The following is a 19,481-nucleotide window of genomic DNA, read 5'->3' as shown; positions in this document are numbered from 1 at the left end:
GCTTCATCAGCTTGTCTGATTCTATTTATGAAAGCGCAAACATTTTTAGTTACAAATGTGACAAATTTGTGTATCCTTATAAAAAAGGGGGAGAATACGATGTCTGATGTTTTGCAAACTATCCTTAGCCACAAATCAGTAAGATCATTTACTTCCGAGCGCCTCAGAGAGGAACAAATCAAGGAACTCGTTTCCGCTGCTCAAGCAGCATCCACGTCGAGCTTCCTCCAGGCGTACTCCATTATCGGTGTTAGCGATCCTTTAGTGAAAAAAGAGCTTAGCACTTATGCAGGCAGCCAGGAATATGTCGTAAACAATGGCCACTTCTTTGTTTTTTGTGCTGATTTCTATCGCCATAGAGAAATGGCAAACAATCTGCGGGCAGACATTTCCGAAACGATTCAAGGTACAGAAGCTTTGCTGATTGGTACAATCGATGCTTCGCTCGCTGCTCAAAACCTTGCCATTGCAGCAGAATCTATGGGACTGGGCATTTGTTATATAGGCGGTCTTCGAAATAATCTGGCCGGTGTATCTGCAAGCCTTGGTGTACCTGCACATGTATTACCGCTGTTCGGAATTGCCGTTGGCTATCCCGATAAAGTGAATGAAAAGAAACCACGGCTGCCGTTTGAAAGTGTTTATCATGAAAACAGATATAACGTGGATAAAGGCTTGCTGAATGCTCAGTTGGAGGAATATGACCGTACCATCCAGTCCTATTATGTGGATCGGATTGAAAACAATCGAAAGACAACCTGGACCGAGCAGGCTACAGACAAACTCCGTATCCCGAAACGCGTATATATGAAGGATTTTATAACGCAAAAGGGTTGGGCAAAGCATTAAAATAAGGCCGCTGCAGCGGCCTTATTTTATGAAGATGTAACTGATTTAAAAAATGATTGCATATCTTCGCCTAAAAGGTGCAACTGGTCAATAAGCTGGCTGAAGTTATTTACTAGATCTGCTTGCTCACCGGATGCATTTCGAATTTGCTCCACACTTCCGGATAAGGCAGTGATATTACTCTTAATGTTCTCCAGAGAAACGCTCATACTTTTCGTAACATCCGTCGTTTGGGAAGACAGTTTCCTGACCTCACTTGCAACAACAGCAAATCCCGCACCAGCTTGTCCAGCTCGAGCTGCTTCAATCGATGCATTCAACCCTAAGATGTTGGTCTGCTGCTGAATTTGAGAAATCTCACTTATTGACCCAACTGTTGTTTCTGTCAGCAGCATAGATTCCTGTGACTGGGCTGCAATCTCCTCACTGGAAGCTGCAAGCTCTTCTGAATGGGCTGAAACGGTGTGCAATTTATCCTGGAGACCATCAATTATTTGACGCAGGTTCCCAATGTACCCTTCCATTTTTTCTTGGGCATCCAGAGGAATCGCAATTGCAAAAGCACCAATTACCTCTTTTTTATCGTTCCGAATCGGAAAGGACTTCGCATGCAGAGGAATGCCATACACTTCGCGCGGTAATAAAACCGAACCATATTGGCCAGCTAATGCGGCTTCTAAGTTTTTATCTCCTACTGGTATAGGACTTCCTACATGAATCCCAAAATCCACCTTTGTAGTAGGCAGATAACTCAAGAATCTCTCTTTATCTGTAATTCCAATCATCGTATCGGTACCAATCATTTTTTGTAGATCTTCTGCTGACTCGACTAGGCTATGTAATAATTCCATTATGATCCCTTCGCTTCTTGTACACTTATTTGATAGTGGCAGGACAATAGTTTTAGGTATTTTATACCATTTAAAACCCAAAAAAATATCCTTGCGCTCCATCTAATTACTAAATACCCAGTCTTAGAAACAGCTAAACCATATGAAATAAAAAAGAAGCATGTAATTTATGCCCCTTTTTCAATGTGTCTCTGCATATTCCTCTTCGAACTGTAGACCTTTACGCATTTCTTCAATTACTTGATCGTCCTGCTCTTTATCCATCGCTTTCCTCACTGCATCGAAACCTTCTGGTAACCCGATCTTACCGATGGCCCAAGCGGCTGTCCCACGAATAACAGGCCTTGGATCTTGCTCCATGAGCTCAATCAAATCCGGCACAGCTGATGTGGTCTTATAATGAGCAATGGCTAGTATTGCATTGCGTTGAATCGGTTTCTTGCCTCGCCAAGAACCGGATATCAGACCGAATTTTGCTTTGAATTCTTTATTAGACATTTTGAGTAACGGTTTCAGCAGCGGTTTCACAACCTCTGGATCTGGCTCCATTTCTTCGTGAAGGTGGAAATCCATGCCTTTGTTTTTCGGACAAACAAGCTGGCATGTATCACAGCCATAGATACGGTTTCCTATTTTTGAACGAAATTCATCTGGCAGGAAATCTTTCGTCTGAGTAAGATAGGCAATACAACGCTGGGCGTTCAACTGACCGCCTTGGACAAGGGCCCCTGTGGGACAGGAATCAATACATTTTGTGCATGTTCCGCAACTATCCTCTACAGCTTCATCCGGCAAGAATGGTATGTTGGTAATCACTTCACCAAGATACACATACGATCCGAATTCCGGCGTAATAACAAAACTGTTCTTAGCACTGAAACCAATCCCCGCTCGTTCAGCTACAGCACGATCAGATAACTCGCCTGTATCAACCATTGAACGATAAGTGAATCCTTCGACCCTTTCTGAAAGAAAAGCAGTCAATTTATTCATCCTGTCGCGCAGCACTTCATGGTAATCCATTCCCCAGGAGGCCCGACAGAACAATCCGCGCGGTTCTTCCTTCGTACTTTTTGGTGCATTCGGTAGTCTGGAAGGATATGCGAGCGCAATTGCGATAATGGATTGAGCAGATGGCATAAGCTTCTTCGGTTCAGTCCGTTCTTCGATTGTACCTTTCTCAAAACCTGACTGATAATTGTTCTCCTGCTGCTGTTTCAGTCTTTCCTTCAACTCCTGAAAGACATCCGCTGTGGTAAACCTGATTTTATCTACACCAATCTTCTTGCTGTAGGCAATCAGCTCCTGTTTCAGCTGTTCTGTATCCATTATACGGCCTCCTTTCTATATCATTATTTCCATAATATACATAGTAAAAACGCAATGCCTCGTTACGTTTAAAACGAGACACTGCGTTAGCTCAAGGGTATTAAACAAGTGCACAAGCGAAATGATTACCCCGGTTTATAAATAGTATGTTAAGTAGTATAACAAGGTTTTTACATGCACGCAACATTCTAAACATAATTCGACAAATTTTTTTCTCGCCTCTGCTTACACCTCTGATATACTGAATTTTAACAAGAGGGAGGAATTGGATATGAGCTTGTACGATTATTTATTAACACAAGATGGGATAATCACGAAAGATTCACTTTTATATCCCTTTGAAGAACGAGGCTTGCAATTCGGTGACGGTGTTTACGAGGTCATCCGTATTTATCAAGGAACATTTGATTTACTCGAGGAACATATCGATCGGCTTTATCGTTCCGCTGAAGCGATTCGGCTGGAGGTTCCATTTGATAAAGATGCATTGATTGCTTCTCTCCATCAACTGACAGAAAAGAATGACGTACAAACAGATGCAAAGCTTTATCTGCAAATCACTCGCGGTTCTGCACCACGCGAGCATAGTTTCCCAGATGTGCCAAGTAATTTTTATGCTTATATTGAGCCTAGCGAAAGACCTGTTTCTCCGCTTCAGCATGGCGTACATGCTGTGCTGGCAGATGATATTCGATGGGAGCTATGCTACATCAAAAGTTTAAACCTGCTGCCAAATATATTGGCCAAGCAAACCGCTAAGGAAAGAGGAGCTTTTGAAGCTATTCTTCATAAGAATGGCACAGTTACTGAAGGCTCGTCCTCCAATGTATTCATCATTAAGGATCAAATTCTTTACACACATCCCGCTGCAAAAAACATTCTGCATGGCTGTGTGCGCAGCAGAGTATTGGCACTTGCACCGAAAGCAGGGTTGCAAGTGAAGGAATCAGCATTTACAACTGACCAGCTGCTTCATGCAGATGAGGTATTCATCACTAGTACAACGAGTGAAATCATGCCTGTCATCGAAATTGAGGGAACACAAATCGGCACTGGAAAGCCCGGCGATAACACACGCTCTCTCCAACTCGCTTATGAAAAAGAAAGCGGAATCCAAGCTACTGCATTTGTATGAACAAAAGACCAATAGGTATCCTATTGGTCTTTCATTTGTTTCTTAGTCTCCCGGATGTCTTGCTCAAAAGCTTGTAGTTCCTTTTCAGAAATTTCTACTTCTCCATACCTCACTTTCTCATAGACTCCGAGACTTGTTTCGTTGATACCGATACGACTAAGCCATTCTTGCCAAGTCTCAAAGCTTTCTCTCCCTTTCTTATGTCTATCCGCATATCGTTCCAAGTGAAACACATGCTTGCGAACAAGCTGTACAGGTGGCGCAATCGGAACTGAGTGCTTTTCTTCCGTATTGTCGGCAAGTGGTGCAAAAGTCAATTGCAGTCCAGCTTGCCTTCTTGCTCCGTCATTATTATCTATTCTGCGGATTCTTTGCCTTTTATAAAGCCAAATTAAGAGCAGTATTAATATAACTCCTCCAACTGCAATCCAAATCCACGTACTTCCGATACTTGCGGAAGCACCTACTTTTTCTGCCATATCCTCTGGCGGCAATTCTGGCCGTTTTGTTATATTGTTTTCCTGCTCTACTGTTGGCGGAGATGATGGCTCGATATATTGCTCTCCAACTCCAAGTCTTGTAAGCATCCACTCCAGTCCATTTCCTGCGTAGCGGAAAACTGGGCCGAAAATTCCACCTGCAATAGTTTGAACAGCAGGATAAAGAAGCCATGCAAGCCCTCCTATGAAAGTAGCTGCTAACAGAAAAAGAACGACAGGTGTCTCGATGATTCTTTTGGGCGTTACACCTTGAATTTGAAAAATCCAATAGCCCGCGAAGTACACAACAATTGTAATCAAACCTGCTGCCACCAGTTCTGTTCGATAGAATACTAGAAGAATCACAATCAACAGGGCGAGGTATAGGATTAGATAATTATATGTAAAACCAAGTTGTGTCTCTGTCTCCTTAACAGTGAGCCTCCAATAAAGAATAGTGGCAAGAATGATAGTGAACCAAATCGGCCACTCAAGCAGCACACTACCAATAAGAATGCCGGTAACAAGCAACGGCACAATCAGCAGCTGGCTCCGTATAAATCGATTGATTACACAAAAGACAAGAAGCATGGATACAAGCAGAAAGTGATAACCGAAGAAAAGTGACTGCTCAAACCGTATTAGAAATGGTACACAGAGCAAATAAAGGAAAAATCCTTCGAGCAGAAATGTAAATCCCGCTGCATATTTCATGCTCTCACCCTTTCCCGGTTCATAGTAACTTCCTCCAAAACAGCCTTTTCTGGATTTACATGATACAAACGACCATTCATTCCATGCAGCGAAGCCGGTAATTCGCCAATCAAAATAGATATTGTTTGATTTCTTCTCATTTTCAAGTGATGCAGCACAGATGCGATATCAGTCATGCCATTCTCAACATGTGTACTTGCCAGCAGATCGAGATTGTTTTTCACATCTGTCTCAGGCAGTCCTGTACTCTCTGTAAAAATATGCGTCTGCCCTTTCGCCCGCAGGTTGATATGCATATCAATCGGATATCCGTTCTCAGCTGCCCGGTAGATTATGAAAGCCGCACAAGACAGTATCCTCTCAAGATCCGGGGACACATATACATTACCTAATCTGCTTGTTGTACTAATATTCAAGATTAGCGTAATTGTCATATCATAGCTGTGCTCCAATACTTTCGTCTGCAGCATATTCTTTCTGACACTAGCTTTCCAATGGATACGACGGAAATCATCAGTTGGCACATAATCTCTTATTGACTTAATCTGGAGTGGGTCCTCTGTAAGGGCAATATCTGCTAAAACATGTCCAACCTGCTGACTGAAAAAATAATCCACTCCTTGAACAAACTCCGGAGTAGGATAAACAATTACATTCGTCTGGAATCTGCCAAGGTATGACAGTTGAAGCGGCTGCATCCGGAAAAGTGGTAAATCAAGCGAGATACTAGAAGGTGCTGCTAGTCCTCTTTTCACTGCAGTAAATGGAAGGCTGACTTCGAGCACTTGTTTTTTAGGTATTTGGAACGACGTCTCATATAGCTGGGCATCTGTTCCTACTATCGGCTTTCCTAGCAGGCTGTCAGCTGCTGTAAGAGAGTCCGTTACTTGAAATTTCAAATTAGCTTTAAGCAAGGACAAATTCCCTCTATTTTCAAATCGGAACTTAAACACTGCTTTTTCTCCAGGAAAAAGCCGAATGATTTTCTGTTCGCTTTGTAAGTTCAGGTAACGACCGAGGCGTTTATTATAAAACTGCTGTACAAAATGGATCGCAACAATTACTCCTGCTAGGATAAAGAAAGCCCTAATACCAACCCATAACCCGAGAAGAAATGCGGCAACAGCTAAAAAAATCAGCATATCAGCCGATCGGTCTTCTGGCATTTCCCTTTTCCACAGCATTAGAATGGACTCCCAGTTTCGACAGGCACAGCAGCACTAGCTAGTATTTCATCAACGATTTCTTGCTTTGTCTTCCGAATGGCTCCCTCCATGGTCAGCATGATTCGATGTCCAAGGATGAACTGGGCTAATAGTTTAATATCCTGTGGTGAAACATATTCCCTGTCATGTAAAAGAGCGTATGCTTGAGCGGCTTTCAGCCATGCAAGTGCCGCTCGCGTACTTGCTCCAAGTCGGACTTCAGGATGATTTCGACTGGCATGAACGATAGATAACAAATAATCTTTCACATCATCTGCTATATGTATGTTGCTTACTTCCTGCTGAAGCTCTAGCACTGTCTCTTGATCCAATATCGCTTCACTACTATTGCCAGCTTGCTTATATGTATTGAGTATGTTCCTTTCATCCTCCAGCTCTGGATAATCCAGCTGGATTCGCAGTAAAAAACGATCAAGCTGTGCTTCAGGAAGCGGATAAGTTCCTTGCCCCTGCTCAACGGGATTTTGTGTAGCAATAACCATAAATGGAACAGGAACGGGCAATGTCTCACCATCAATTGTAAGCTGCTGCTCTTCCATTACCTCCAGCAAACTGGATTGTGTTTTCGGTGCTGCCCTGTTAATCTCATCAGCAAGCAGCATATTCGTAAATGCAGGGCCGTGCCTGATCTCGAATTCCTGTTTCTTCGGATTGAAAAACTGAATTCCTGTTACATCACTCGGCAACACATCCGGCGTAAACTGAACCCGGCGGAATTGTCCGCTATAGACAGCTGCTACCGTTTTGGCCAGTTTCGTTTTACCCGTTCCTGGCACACTCTCTAATAACACATGTCCATTTGCTAGTAATGCTACAAATAAGAGATCAACTGCTTGATCTTGACCGATAATTTCTTGTTTCACATATTGTATGCTGCGTCGTAAAGACTGTTTTTTATCTTCCATGCACACATCACCTCTATTTGGAATATTCTTTCAATTACCTTATCATAGCATAAACCTGCCAATTTTAAGAAAATAAAAAAGACAGCCTCAGCTGCCTTAAGTCAATATTTCCTTTATCTTGTCTCTTTTCCAAAAACCAATCAGAGCACAAATCAATATAATCAATAGAATAATAGCGATATACGTATAGTTTAAGGATACGATACTTGACCCTACAAGTGCATAAGTCATCGTCCCCGGGAGCACGCCTAGCACACTGGCGGCCATGTATTGCTTGAATTTAACACGCGTCAGACCGGCAACATAACTGACCAAATCATAATTGAAAACCGGCAGCACCCGCATGACTAATACATAAAAGAAACCTTCGTCATGCAATTTCTGCTTGATTTTCTCCACTCGTTCGCCTAAATCCTTATCCCCGAATCGCTCGGAGAAAAAGCGAGCTAGAAAATATGCGACGATTGCTGCACCCGCGGAACCGATCAAAATGAAGATGGTCCCCTTAACAAAGCCGAATGCTAAACCGCCAGCAATTGATAATACAGAGGAAGGAAAAAAAATAACGGGTTTAACCGCATAGATTCCCATGTAGATTAATGGAGAAATGATCCCAAATGAAACAATCCACCCTTGGATATCCTCAGGTGACAGTTTAATATGTTCCCGGACGAACCAAAGCAGAAAAAGTACAAGCAGCGCGATAGCCGTGCCCTTGACAACCTTTTTTCTTTTCATGATGAGCCTGCCTTTCTCTTGGTATAGTCCAGTCCTTTTTATTGTAGCACAAAAGTCTGTTACCGCTAGTATATGAAGCTCTAACCTTAGAGGTTCGTAGATATAGGTAAAAACTGCATACAGGAATACTTATTCCCTATCTACTTCTTGGCTGATTAATGGTAAAATGAAATTTATGTGCATATGAGAGCAGATAAAAAGCGCTAAAGGCTGTTCAGAAATACAGGATTATACAAAGAAACTAGGTATATCTCTATTTTCTCAATTCCTTTTGTTTCTGACTTTCAGCGCTGTAATTAGACAAGGAGCGTAATAGAGTGGACAATGCATGGTTTGAAGTCAGAAAAAGCGGCCCGCTAACTGGAGAAGTTACCATTCCAGGTGCCAAAAACAGTGCACTAGCACTAGTTGTAGCAGGCTGTTTGACAGATGAGACAATTACAATTCATGATATCCCTGCTATCCGGGATATTTTATTGATAAAAGAACTTGCCGAGGATATCGGTTTGCATATGATAGAAAAAGAGAAAAACACGTATGAGCTTACCGGCAGACATATTACATCCGGAAAACTTGATTTAGCAAAAACATCGGATTTCCGTGCGTCGTATTACTTTGTTGGAGCTTTGCTACACAAAGTTAAAACTGTCCAAATTGGTTATCCAGGCGGAGATGACTTTGGTTCCCGTCCAATTGATCAGCATGTGAAGGCTCTTTCTGCACTTGGAGCAACATTCGATTTCAAGCAGCAGTATTATGAAGTAACTAGCGAGAAATTGACAGGTGCGGAGATTACATTTGATGTGATAACATCAGGCGCTACCATCAACGCTATGCTGGCAGCAGCAAAAGCAGAAGGACGCACAACACTGCATAATGCTGCAAAAGATCCGGAAGTAGTTGATTTAGCGAACCTTCTGAACTTAATGGGCGCAAAAATCAAAGGTGCCGGAACAGAGAAGATTACGATTGACGGCGTTGAATCCCTTCATGGTGGAATTGAACACACAGTAATTCCGGATCGTTTGATTGCTGGTGCATTTTTAATGGCTGCAGGTGTGACAAATGGCCGGATTACAGTTAAAAATGTTATCCCCGAGCACTTAGCAAGCTGTACGAACAAACTAATTGAGCTAGGTATGACAATTACAGAAGACGACGACTCGATGACAGCTTCAGGAACTGCGTTGCAAGGTGCACGTATCCAGACAGGCATGTATCCAGAACTCGCAACTGATTTGCAACAGCCTCTTACCACGCTGCTCACTTTAGCAGCTGGCTCTAGTACAATTTTGGACAAAGTGTATCCAAACCGTAATGGGCATGTTGCCGAGCTAAAAAAACTTGGCGCTGACATCGAAGTGGTTGATCATCAGATCCTGATTCATGGCGTTGCTAAGTTAACAGCGGCAACAGTAAAAGCACATGATGTTCGCGCTGGTACTTCCTTGATTTTGGCTGGTCTTGCAGCAGATGGCGTAACCAAAATCACGGATGTCAAGCATATTCAGCGTGGTTACGAGGATATCGTCGGACTGTTCACGCAGCTTGGTGCAGATATTACGTTACATCAACCTGAGCATCAGACTCAATTCTAATATCGACCGCTCCCCTACTTTTGGGTGAGCGGTTTTTTATGATTGCTGAAACATGCTTTAGGGTACTATGAGACTGATTGGAGGACAAGCTGATGCGAATCATTATTTTAGCTGATACACATATGCCACGGATGGCAAAGGTTTGGCCAGCTGCGCTTCTTCCCTATTTAGAGCAAGCTGACCATATCATCCATGCTGGTGATCTCCAGGACAGCCGTGTTCTCGATTCACTCTCATCTTTCGCTCCAGTTACAGCTGTTTCAGGAAATATCGACAGTTCCGAGCTGATTGATAACTTACCAAAAAAACAGCTCCTTACCTTTCATGGTTTAAAAATTGGGTTAACACATGGACACGGAAAAGGAAAAACTACTGAACAGCGAGCGAAGCTGGCATTTGAAGGCGAACAGCTAGATTTGCTCATCTTCGGACACTCACATATTCCTGTTCATAAGGAAGAAGCAGGTCTTGTGCTTTTCAACCCCGGATCTCCAACAGATAAGCGGCGGCAGGAGCAATTCTCATTTGGCGAATTGATTGTGGAAGAAGATGGTATTTGGTCTTTAAAACATATTAACTATGATGATAAGAAAGGATGAATGTAATGGAATTTACAGGCAAAGTAGTTGTCGTTACAGGAGCAGGAAATGGAATCGGAAAGGCAGTTGCCCTTCATTACGCTGCTAAAGGAGCAAAAGTAGCCGCAGTTGATTTAGATCAAGCAGCAGTTGAACAAACTGTGCAGGAAATGGCAGGAGAAGGACTCGCACTCCAAGCCGACATGCGTCAACACACGCAAGTGACTAATTTTATGAAGCAAGCCTTTGACCATTTTGGGCAGATCGACATCTTGATTAACAACGCCGGTATTAGTGCGTTCAAGAATATGTTTGAACTGGAAATCGAAGAATGGGATAGCATCATCAACACTAATTTGCGCGGTACTTTCCTAGCCAGCAGAGAAGCTGCCGGATATATGAAGCAAAGTGGAAAAGGCGGCTCGATTGTAAACATTGCATCAACTCGAGCAACTATGTCGGAACCGGGTACGGAAGCATACGCTGCTACCAAAGGCGGGATTGTCGCACTTACGCATGCACTTTCTGTGTCTTTGCAGGATGAATATATTACTGTAAATAGCATAAGTCCAGGCTGGATTGAAACAAAAGAATACGACAGCCTTCGTCCTGTCGATCATGATCAGCACCTATCCAAACGTGTCGGAACACCATCTGACATTGCCAGAGCATGCGTTTTTCTGACATCAGCTGAAAACAATTTCATCAATGGTGAAAACCTTGTTGTAGATGGCGGCATGACTCGCAAGATGATTTATGAACACTAAAAAAGAGGCTGAGACAAAAGCCTTTTAGCATCACAAAAAACCAAACAATACCGGGGAGCATTATTGGTATAGTTTGGTTTTTTGTGCTTCATCAGGCTACCGCTCCGGAAATTTACTCCGCTTTCCTGCGGGAGTGTATTTCCGGAGCAAAGTTGCGTTACAGTCTCACCTTGCGCAGGTAGAACACGGAGACTCCAACGGGAACAGCGCGAGGTGAAGACCCCGCAGTGGCGATCTTTCCACGAGGAGGCTGAGGCCGTGCCCGTGGAAAGCGGAGTGTTCTGCCGAAGCGGTACACAAGAACAATATTCGGTTCTTAGCACTGACACTTTAGTTATGTCCCAGGCTGTTTTTTAACCTCTTCCTGCTTGGAAGCTTGGATACTTGGTCATACCACCATCTGCAAATAATGTAATACCTGTTACATAGCTTGACTCATCAGAAGCAAGCCAAACAGCAACAGCTGCAATTTCCTCTGGTTTTCCGATATACCCCATTGGAATCATGCTCTCTACATCTGCTTTTTGCTTTGGATCTGCGAATTTTTCAGCATTGATCGGCGTATTGATAGCTCCTGGTCCAATATTGTTCACACGTATCTGTTTTGGAGCATATTCGAGAGCTAATGTTTCTGTCAAAAGCTTCACCCCGCCTTTACTAGCTGCATAATGTGCAAATAATGGCCAAGGGATCATTTCATGAACACTGGACATATTGATGATATTTCCTTTTACATCATGCTCAACGAAATACTTCAATGCCTCCCGAGATCCTAGAAAAGCACCTGTCAAATTCGTTCCGATAACACGGTCCCAGTCCTTTAGAGGCAATTCATGAGAAGGAACTGGATTTTCGACTCCTGCATTATTAATCATGATATCTAATTTACCAAATGAATCAATAGCTGTCTGAACTAGTTTTTTAACGTCCTCTTCCACCATTACATTTCCTTGTATAGCTACTGCATCACTGCCGCTGTTCTTGATTTCTTTGACTACCTCATCGGCCTTTTCGCCATTATTGTAAAAATTCACGACCACTTTGGCACCTTCTTGGCCAAAGCGTAAAGCCATAGCTCTCCCGAGACCAGTAGATGCACCTGTAATGACGACTACTTTACCTTGTAAACTTGGATACATTAGAAACTCTCCTTTTATTATGATTTCGTATAGCCTAAGAGGAAACCGGCAACAACAATTAAGACGATACCAATACTAATGCTGATTAGCTGTCCCCTCGTTTTCTTCTCACCTAAAATGAAAATACCGCCTAGTGTGGAAATGACGATCCCCATTTGAGATAAAGAGAAACTCGTCGCAACCCCTACACGCGGCTGCGAAATAAACAAGAACATATTCCCTGCAGCCCAGATCAAACCAGGAAGTATATTTTTTATGGTATAGAAATCATATGGTCGGTATTTCACTGTCAATATTATTCCGCCTGCAACCATACCGACAGCCTGTGGGAATAAAGCAGTCCACCCATCAACTCCGAATAGTCTGGCGATAACAACATAAACGAGATATCCGATTGTTGAGATAGCAATGTAAATTAGGCCTTTACGGAAAGCACCACGACTCTCTTCGTCGTTTCCCTCTCCTTTTGCTCGTCGGGAAGTAAGGATTGCACCAACGATAATCAGCAATAATGCCAGGATTCCTAGAATGACAGCTCTGGTTGTATTCCATTCTCCGAACACAATCACACCAAAAAGAGAAGTAGAAACAAGCTGTGCTCCGGTCGAAATAGGCATTGTTCTAGAAACACCGATTGCATGGACACTTTTCAGCTGAAAAGTTTGCCCAAGTGACCAAAACACTCCAGACAAGAAGCCAATCAAAAAGATAAAGCCGGTCAGTTCGGGCCGTACGAAGAAATACAGTACGATCGAAAGCAGCAGAGCACCGATAGTCGTACCTAGAATCTGGTGATAAGGGCTCCCGCCAAGCTTGACATTGAATAACACGATACTACCCCAAAACAATGCAGGCAGAACGGCAAGAAGTATATCCATCACGTCACTCCATTTCCAATATGCTTACGGGTAGTATGATGAGCTTTCTATCGATTTATGCATAAAAAAAGATCCAAAGCTATATAGCTTTGAATCAAACACGCTGGAGTGCCGCTGGGCGGTCCAGCTCATATAGTTTTCTATAATGCGCTGATTCCTGCAGCAATTGTGCATGCGTCCCTCGCATTTTTATTTTTCCTTCCTCAAGGAAGATAATTTCATCCATCTGTTCCATTCCGACAAGGTGATGTGTTACCCAAAGCAAGGATTTTCCTGCCAGGCTATCGAAAATCGTCTTCAGTAAATCACGTTCTGTGATTGGATCCAGACCTACAGTCGGTTCATCTAGCATGACGATTGGCGTATTCTGAAGCAAGACACGTGCCAAAGCAATACGCTGGCGCTCACCGCCGGAGAAACGCTGTCCGGTTTCCTGCATTGATGTCTGATAGCCTTCTGGCTGACTAGCTACTAAATCATGCAAATTGACTTGTTTCATAATAGCTTTCACTTCTGCTTCAGTCGCAGATTCATTTGCCAGCAGCAAGTTATTCGCTACACTTGTGTAGAAAAGATAAGGATTTTGATTCAATACAGAAACCAGTTTTGTCATATCCGGACGAATAGATGATGCTTCATGTCCATTGATTCGTACAGAACCGGAATCTGGAACCAGCATTCCTTGCAGAAGCTTAAGCAATGTTGATTTACCTGCACCACTCTTACCGATAATGGCAATCTTCTTACCTTGCGTCAGCTCGAGTGATAAATTCTTGATAACACTTTCCTGTTCCTCATAACCGAATCCTACACCATCCATAGTCAGCTGCACATTTTCAAACGAACCTTCGTAGGAGACCGCCTCAACGATTGTTTCCTGATCTGATTCGAGTTCGGTGACACGGTTTAGCGACTCCTCATACCGAGGATATTTTTCTACAGCATTTGAAACCGGTAAAATCGCTTCTGTCAGTGGAATGATGACAAGAACAAAAGCAGCAATAAAAACATCTGCTATTCTGCCATCCGTAAACAGGCTGGCACCAAAAGCAAGCATTGTGATAAGCATGGCTGCAACAACTACTTGCCCGATGAATTCACGATAATAAGACCAGTTTTTTGACCGTTTATCAGCTTTATCCTGTGTTTCTTGACGCTTGAAAAAGCGGCTGAAGAAATGTTGTTTCTGTCCGCTCAGCAGCCAATCATGGATGCCAAGGAAACCATCTGTCACATATTGATAAAGCTTATCCTTATCCTTCTTGTAAGCCTGATTGGCCGCACGCATATGCAATAGCGAGAAAATCGGCATAACAACAACCAGTACGAAGAAGTAAATCGCCATAAGTAAAGCAAATCCAACACTAAAGTAACCGAGTGCACAGATACTGATAACATATAGAAGAACTGCGGATGCAGTCGGCAGAATCGTACGCAGGTACAAATCCTGCAGGCTTTCGATATCCTCAGCCAATATACCGAGCACTTCTCCGGTTTTCATTGATTTGCTCGTTGCTGCTTTCGGCTCTACTAGATGATAAAGTCTAGTCCGCATCTTTGCCAGCACCCGGAGAATAAAATCATGACTCACCAGTCGTTCGGAATAACGGAATACAGAGCGTCCCAGTCCGAATGCCCGAACGAGCACAATCGGCACATACACGAGCAGGATGTTCTCCGGCCGAAGTGATGATTTAGAAATCAAGAAGCCAGATGTGAACATCAATGCTGCTGCTGATCCGACTGTCAGCATACTTAGCAGCAATATGGTCAGCATGCGATACTTATATCTTTTAACATATGGCATGATCCAGTCACGATGCTTCATGATTATCCCCCATTTGTGCTTCGAGCAAACGAACATATAAGCCACGGTTTGCCATTAATTGTTCATGCGTACCACACTCTGCTATTCTCCCGTTATTCATGACCACAATCAGATCCATTTCCTGCATCCAATGAAGCCGATGGGATGCGAAGAACAACAGTTTATCTGCAGCAAGCTCCTCAATTACTTCTTTCAATTCATATTCCGTTTCAATATCAAGCTGTGCAGTAGGTTCATCCAGCAGAACAATCGAACGATCACTTAAGAATGCCCGTGCTAATACAACACGCTGTGCCTGACCGCCGCTCAATGCCCGGGCCCCTTCACCAATTAAAGTATCTGATCCCTCTGGAAGTCTTTCGACAACCGCTCTGAGCCCAGCATGATCAATCGCTTTTTCTACTCGTTCATCCGTGGCTTCCGGCTCATAAAACCTTACATTATCCTTGATGCTACCTTGGAAGATGAATGGGTGCTGCGGAATGTATGCTGTCTGTTTCTGCCAAGCTTCAGCTGAGAAATCAACAGGCATTCCATCCAGTTCCCTTTGACCGGAAATAGGATCAATAAAACCACTAAGCAAATCAACGAAAGTCGATTTACCTGCACCGCTTGCTCCAATCAAACCGACCTTCTGATTTCCTTTAATACTTAGCTTTATCTCTGACAAAGCAGGACGATCATTATCGTACGTAACCGTCACGTCGTTTAAGACAAGCTCACTGTCTTCTCTCCAAATTCCTGCTTGATTTCCTTTATGCTTCTCATCTGCAAGCTTGACAACTGCAAGCATCTGATCACCAGCGTCTTTCCCATCCAATGTCGCATGATAATCATTTCCCACCTCACGAATCGGAAGGAAATACTCTGGTGCAAGCAGCAGGATCATCAATGCTGGCTCCAGCAAAAGTGTACCATCAATCAACCGTAAGCCAAGTGTCACAGCGACGAAAGCAATGGCAAGCTGCGTAAATAAGTCCAGCGCAAATGAGGAAAGAAACGCAATTCGCAATGTACCTAACGTGGATTTGCGGTACTGTCCGCTTACCTTCTCAATCGTCTCACCATGTTCCTTGCTGCGACCTAGGAATTTCAATGTTTCCAATCCTCTTAACGAATCAACGAAGTGATTGGAAAGCATACGATATGCCTTCCATTGACTGTCCATCTTCTTCTGCGCAGCTAAGCCAAGCAAAATCATAAATGCAACCAAGATAGGAATGGTAACCAATAAAATAACAGCAGAGATATCATCGTGCATCCAAATATAAATAAGTACTAACCAAGGTGTAATCATATTGGAAACAAGCTTCGGCAGGAATAGCTCCAAATAGTCCCGAAGCTTACCTGCGCCTTCCAGCAAGAAGGTAACCAGATTCCCGGTTCCTTCCTGTCTAGTGTAGCGTGGCCCCAGCTTGAATACACTTTCCAAAAATGCTTTCCGCATATCCGCGACAGTTGCTTCTGCGAAGCGGAAACATATTTTTTTAATAATCAGCTGTAAAAGCTGTCTAGCAAGAAAGGCTGCTATAAAGCAGCCTATAAGTGGTATTTGGGAAGTAAAGCTTTCCCCATGGAATAGGTGCGTGATAGCTTCCGCCAGCCATTTCGCTTGAAAGATAATGGCTACAGCTTGCAGCAGCGTCAATGCGGATAGCCCTAGCAGCACCGTTTTTATTCCTTTGTAAGCCATTAAATTTCTGCCCATTAGTATTCCATATGCTCCTTATGATCTACACGTTTACGGAAAACGTAATAGCTCCAGATTTGATAACCTAATACGAATGGCAGCAATGCCAAACTAATATAAGTCATGATTTTCAAAGAATAATCTCCTGATGATGCTGACTGTACAGTCAAGCTGTAAGCTTCACTGATAGAACTGATCATTACTCTTGGGAATAGACCAATAAATACAGAAGCAATCAACAGGATCATGATTAAACCAGACATTAAGAATGCCCAGCCATCACGCTTACGTGTGATGAAGTAGCCTGATGCGATATAAACAAGAATACCGACCATAAATAGATACTCTAAGATATTGCCATGAACACTGAACATATCTGTTTTAAAGAATGTCATCCCAAGGAATGCAACTAACAAAATTGCATTGATCGGAAGCAAATTCTTCGCTACACGACGGCAGCGTTCCCGTAATGTGTCCATCAAGCGTAGTGTTCCGAAGATAAGGCCATGCCATACGCAAAGCATTGTCAATGTCACTCCGCCAAGAACTGTATAGACGTTAATAACATCGGATATGCCAGCATGCATATGCATATTCTCGTCAATTGGCACACCTTGGATTAAGGCAGTAAACATGATACCGAAAGTTAAAGGCGGAATGATACTGCCGAAAAGAATCACCCAATCCCATGTCTTGCGCCATGTCGGATGCTCTGCTTTACCGCGGAACTCAAATGCTACACCCCGCCCGATTAACCCGAACAAAATGAAAGCGAAACAAAGATAAAAACCGCTTAGCATGGACGCATACCAGTTAGGGAAGGCTGCGAACATTGCACCAATAGCTGTAATCAGCCATACCTCATTTGCATCCCAATATGGACCGATTGAATTGATGAATGCGCGTTTTTCCAAATCATCTTTAGCTACAAATTTACTTGCAATCCCGACGCCGAAGTCGAAGCCTTCCAGGAAGAAGAAGCCAACGAACAAAACAGCGACGAGGATAAACCAGAATTCATTAAGAGAAAGCATGTTGACCCTCCTTCGTGAATGGATCTGCGATTGGTTCTGTTTCTTCTATATCATGCTCTGGTCCTTTTTTGATTTCACGGACGAATAATGTAATCATGACCGCGAACAGAATCAAGTACATGGCCGAGAAAGTGATAAGGGAGAAAAGAACTTCTCCAGCTGTGACACCAGCACTGACCGCATCCTCTGTTTTCATATAACCAAACACAACCCAAGGCTGACGACCGATTTCAGTCATAATCCAACCGGCAGAGTTGCCGATAAATGGAAAACTGATTGCAACGATCATAATGCGCAAATACCATTTGCTATTAACAAGTTTTTTACGTGCATAAAGATAAGCACCCCAGATGGATAAAGCAAGAACTGCTCCGCCTAGTACCGTCATAACACGGAAACTCCAGAATGTCGTCTTAACCGGCGGGATGTAATTGCCAGGACCATATAGATCTGTATATCGTTCCTGCAACGAATTCATACCTTCAACTGAACCGCTGAACTCACCGTATGATAAGAAACTTAATACATAAGGGATTTTAAGCTCGCCCGTATTTTCTTTCGCTTCTGTATCAATATTAGCGAATACTGTCCAAGGAGCAGGATCGGCACTATCTTCCCATAGACCTTCACTAGCAGCCATTTTCATTGGCTGTGTTTCAACTAAATACAATGCTTGCTCGTGACCAGAAAGTGCGATACCAATACCACTGATCAACGCGACAACAATAGCAATCTTAAATGAACCTTTATAAAATGCCACATGTTTCTTGCGCAAGAGCGCAATGGCACTAATACCTACGATGAATAATGCACCAGTCGCGAACGAACCGAAGACTGTATGCGGGAATTCGACCCAAAGCTGACCATTTGTCATGATTGCCAAGAAGTCATTCATCTCAAGCCTGCCATTTTGCAATACTTCTCCGACTGGATGCTGCATGAATGAGTTCGCAGACAGAATAAAGAATGCGGAGAAAATCGTACCTAGAGACACAAGCCAAATACATAATGCATGCACCCATTTCGGCAAGCGATCCCAACCGAAAATCCACAAACCAAGGAATGTGGACTCCAAGAAGAATGCCAGCAACGCTTCTATAGCAAGCGGTGCACCGAAAACATCTCCTACAAAACGTGAGTATTCCGACCAGTTCATCCCGAATTGGAATTCCTGTAATATACCGGTGACAACACCGACTGCGAAGTTAATTAGGAATATATGACCCCAGAACTTCGCCATTTTTTTATATTTATCATCTTTTTTGACCACATACATCGTTTCCATGATTGCAATGATGAATGCCAAACCTATACTTAACGGAACGAATAGGAAGTGGAACAATGTCGTTGATGCAAATTGGATACGCGAAAGCTCTACAACATCCATTTTGCCGCCTTCTTTCTTTTCATAATTTTACCGGAAACTTTGTGAAAATAGTCACAATGTCCTGTTACATTTAGTATACTCCTGCTTTCCTATTTGGGATTGTGAAATATTGAACAATTTGTGGCGTAATCGTCACAGCTTTGTTAACAAACAAAAAAATCCCTTCGAAAGGGATTTTCAAGTAGTTAATATGAATTTATTTTGACATAAATTTATAACTGTTGTTTCATTTGGCTGATAAATCTCGAATAGTCGCAGAGGCAAATTCCGGTAAACTTAGTTCTAGTACTTGCTGTAAACTATGCAGATTTTGCAGTCTGCTTCGGCGGACTAGCGGTCCATTACAGAACACTTAT

17 protein-coding genes are annotated in these 19,481 nt (G+C 43.0%); 5 read left to right on the top strand and 12 right to left on the bottom strand.

Features of this window, described 5'->3' with window-relative positions:
• Positions 1–99: 99 nt before the first annotated feature.
• Positions 100–849: an oxygen-insensitive NADPH nitroreductase gene (nfsA, locus tag GZ22_RS04310; protein ID WP_038559084.1), complete on the top strand. Its 750-nt coding sequence runs from the start codon at positions 100–102 to the stop codon at positions 847–849.
• Positions 850–875: 26 nt separating this feature from the next.
• Here the strand turns inward: nfsA and GZ22_RS04305 are convergent, their stop codons facing one another.
• Together GZ22_RS04305 and queG are read right to left on the bottom strand one after the other, a co-directional pair.
• Entirely contained in the window at positions 876–1,700 is an 825-nt protein-coding gene (locus GZ22_RS04305) for a methyl-accepting chemotaxis protein (protein ID WP_038559081.1), read from the bottom strand.
• A 180-nt stretch (positions 1,701–1,880) separates the two neighbouring features.
• Positions 1,881–3,029, bottom strand: a complete 1,149-nt coding sequence (gene queG, locus GZ22_RS04300; RefSeq protein WP_038559078.1) for a tRNA epoxyqueuosine(34) reductase QueG — start codon at positions 3,027–3,029, stop codon at positions 1,881–1,883.
• 271 nt (positions 3,030–3,300) lie between these two features.
• Here queG and dat point away from each other — a divergent pair, with 271 nt between their 5' ends.
• Positions 3,301–4,164, top strand: a complete 864-nt coding sequence (gene dat / locus GZ22_RS04295; protein WP_038559075.1) for a D-amino-acid transaminase — start codon at positions 3,301–3,303, stop codon at positions 4,162–4,164.
• A gap of 20 nt (positions 4,165–4,184) precedes the next feature.
• Here dat and GZ22_RS04290 read toward each other — a convergent pair whose 3' ends face one another.
• From GZ22_RS04290 to GZ22_RS04275, 4 genes are all read right to left on the bottom strand, one after another.
• Entirely contained in the window at positions 4,185–5,357 is a 1,173-nt protein-coding gene (locus GZ22_RS04290; protein WP_038559071.1) for a hypothetical protein, read from the bottom strand.
• The gene (locus tag GZ22_RS04285) at positions 5,354–6,541 is read right to left on the bottom strand and encodes a DUF58 domain-containing protein (RefSeq protein ID WP_038559068.1); all 1,188 of its coding nucleotides are present in this window, start codon (positions 6,539–6,541) and stop codon (positions 5,354–5,356) included. The genes GZ22_RS04290 and GZ22_RS04285 overlap by 4 nt, the downstream gene beginning before the upstream one ends.
• Positions 6,541–7,488, bottom strand: coding sequence for an AAA family ATPase (locus GZ22_RS04280; RefSeq protein ID WP_051748019.1), 948 nt, complete (start codon positions 7,486–7,488; stop codon positions 6,541–6,543). The genes GZ22_RS04285 and GZ22_RS04280 overlap by 1 nt, the downstream gene beginning before the upstream one ends.
• Positions 7,489–7,584: 96 nt before the next feature.
• On the bottom strand, positions 7,585–8,226 hold the full coding sequence (locus GZ22_RS04275) for a TVP38/TMEM64 family protein (protein WP_038559065.1): 642 nt from the start codon (positions 8,224–8,226) through the stop codon (positions 7,585–7,587).
• 317 nt (positions 8,227–8,543) lie between these two features.
• Between GZ22_RS04275 and murA the strand changes: the two genes are divergently transcribed.
• The 3 genes from murA to GZ22_RS04260 all read left to right on the top strand — a co-directional run bounded on the left by murA (position 8,544) and on the right by GZ22_RS04260 (position 11,169).
• The gene (murA, locus tag GZ22_RS04270; protein WP_038559062.1) at positions 8,544–9,824 is read left to right on the top strand and encodes a UDP-N-acetylglucosamine 1-carboxyvinyltransferase; all 1,281 of its coding nucleotides are present in this window, start codon (positions 8,544–8,546) and stop codon (positions 9,822–9,824) included.
• A 92-nt stretch (positions 9,825–9,916) separates the two neighbouring features.
• Complete coding sequence (locus GZ22_RS04265) at positions 9,917–10,423, top strand: metallophosphoesterase family protein (protein WP_038559059.1); 507 nt, start codon at positions 9,917–9,919, stop codon at positions 10,421–10,423.
• 5 nt (positions 10,424–10,428) lie between these two features.
• Positions 10,429–11,169 carry a glucose 1-dehydrogenase gene (locus GZ22_RS04260; protein ID WP_038559056.1) on the top strand — a complete coding sequence of 247 codons (741 nt, stop codon included), beginning with the start codon at positions 10,429–10,431 and terminating at the stop codon, positions 11,167–11,169.
• A 353-nt stretch (positions 11,170–11,522) separates the two neighbouring features.
• Here the strand turns inward: GZ22_RS04260 and gdh are convergent, their stop codons facing one another.
• The 6 genes from gdh to GZ22_RS04230 all read right to left on the bottom strand — a co-directional run bounded on the left by gdh (position 11,523) and on the right by GZ22_RS04230 (position 19,125).
• On the bottom strand, positions 11,523–12,308 hold the full coding sequence (gdh, locus tag GZ22_RS04255; protein WP_038559053.1) for a glucose 1-dehydrogenase: 786 nt from the start codon (positions 12,306–12,308) through the stop codon (positions 11,523–11,525).
• A 17-nt stretch (positions 12,309–12,325) separates the two neighbouring features.
• The gene (locus GZ22_RS04250; RefSeq protein ID WP_038559050.1) at positions 12,326–13,186 is read right to left on the bottom strand and encodes a GRP family sugar transporter; all 861 of its coding nucleotides are present in this window, start codon (positions 13,184–13,186) and stop codon (positions 12,326–12,328) included.
• A 94-nt stretch (positions 13,187–13,280) separates the two neighbouring features.
• Positions 13,281–15,014 carry a thiol reductant ABC exporter subunit CydC gene (gene cydC, locus GZ22_RS04245; RefSeq protein ID WP_038559049.1) on the bottom strand — a complete coding sequence of 578 codons (1,734 nt, stop codon included), beginning with the start codon at positions 15,012–15,014 and terminating at the stop codon, positions 13,281–13,283.
• Complete coding sequence (gene cydD, locus GZ22_RS04240; RefSeq protein ID WP_038559046.1) at positions 15,001–16,722, bottom strand: thiol reductant ABC exporter subunit CydD; 1,722 nt, start codon at positions 16,720–16,722, stop codon at positions 15,001–15,003. Before cydD ends, cydC begins: the two co-directional genes overlap by 14 nt.
• A complete protein-coding gene (cydB, locus tag GZ22_RS04235) occupies positions 16,722–17,738 on the bottom strand; it encodes a cytochrome d ubiquinol oxidase subunit II (protein ID WP_038559044.1) in 1,017 nt (338 codons plus the stop codon). The genes cydD and cydB overlap by 1 nt, the downstream gene beginning before the upstream one ends.
• Entirely contained in the window at positions 17,725–19,125 is a 1,401-nt protein-coding gene (locus GZ22_RS04230) for a cytochrome ubiquinol oxidase subunit I (protein WP_038559041.1), read from the bottom strand. The genes cydB and GZ22_RS04230 overlap by 14 nt, the downstream gene beginning before the upstream one ends.
• Between the last annotated feature and the right edge of the window lie 356 nt (positions 19,126–19,481).

This window comes from Terribacillus saccharophilus (assembly GCF_000725365.1).
Classification (GTDB): Bacteria; Bacillota; Bacilli; order Bacillales; family Amphibacillaceae; genus Terribacillus; species Terribacillus saccharophilus.
This window is presented reverse-complemented; position numbering and strand designations above follow the sequence as displayed.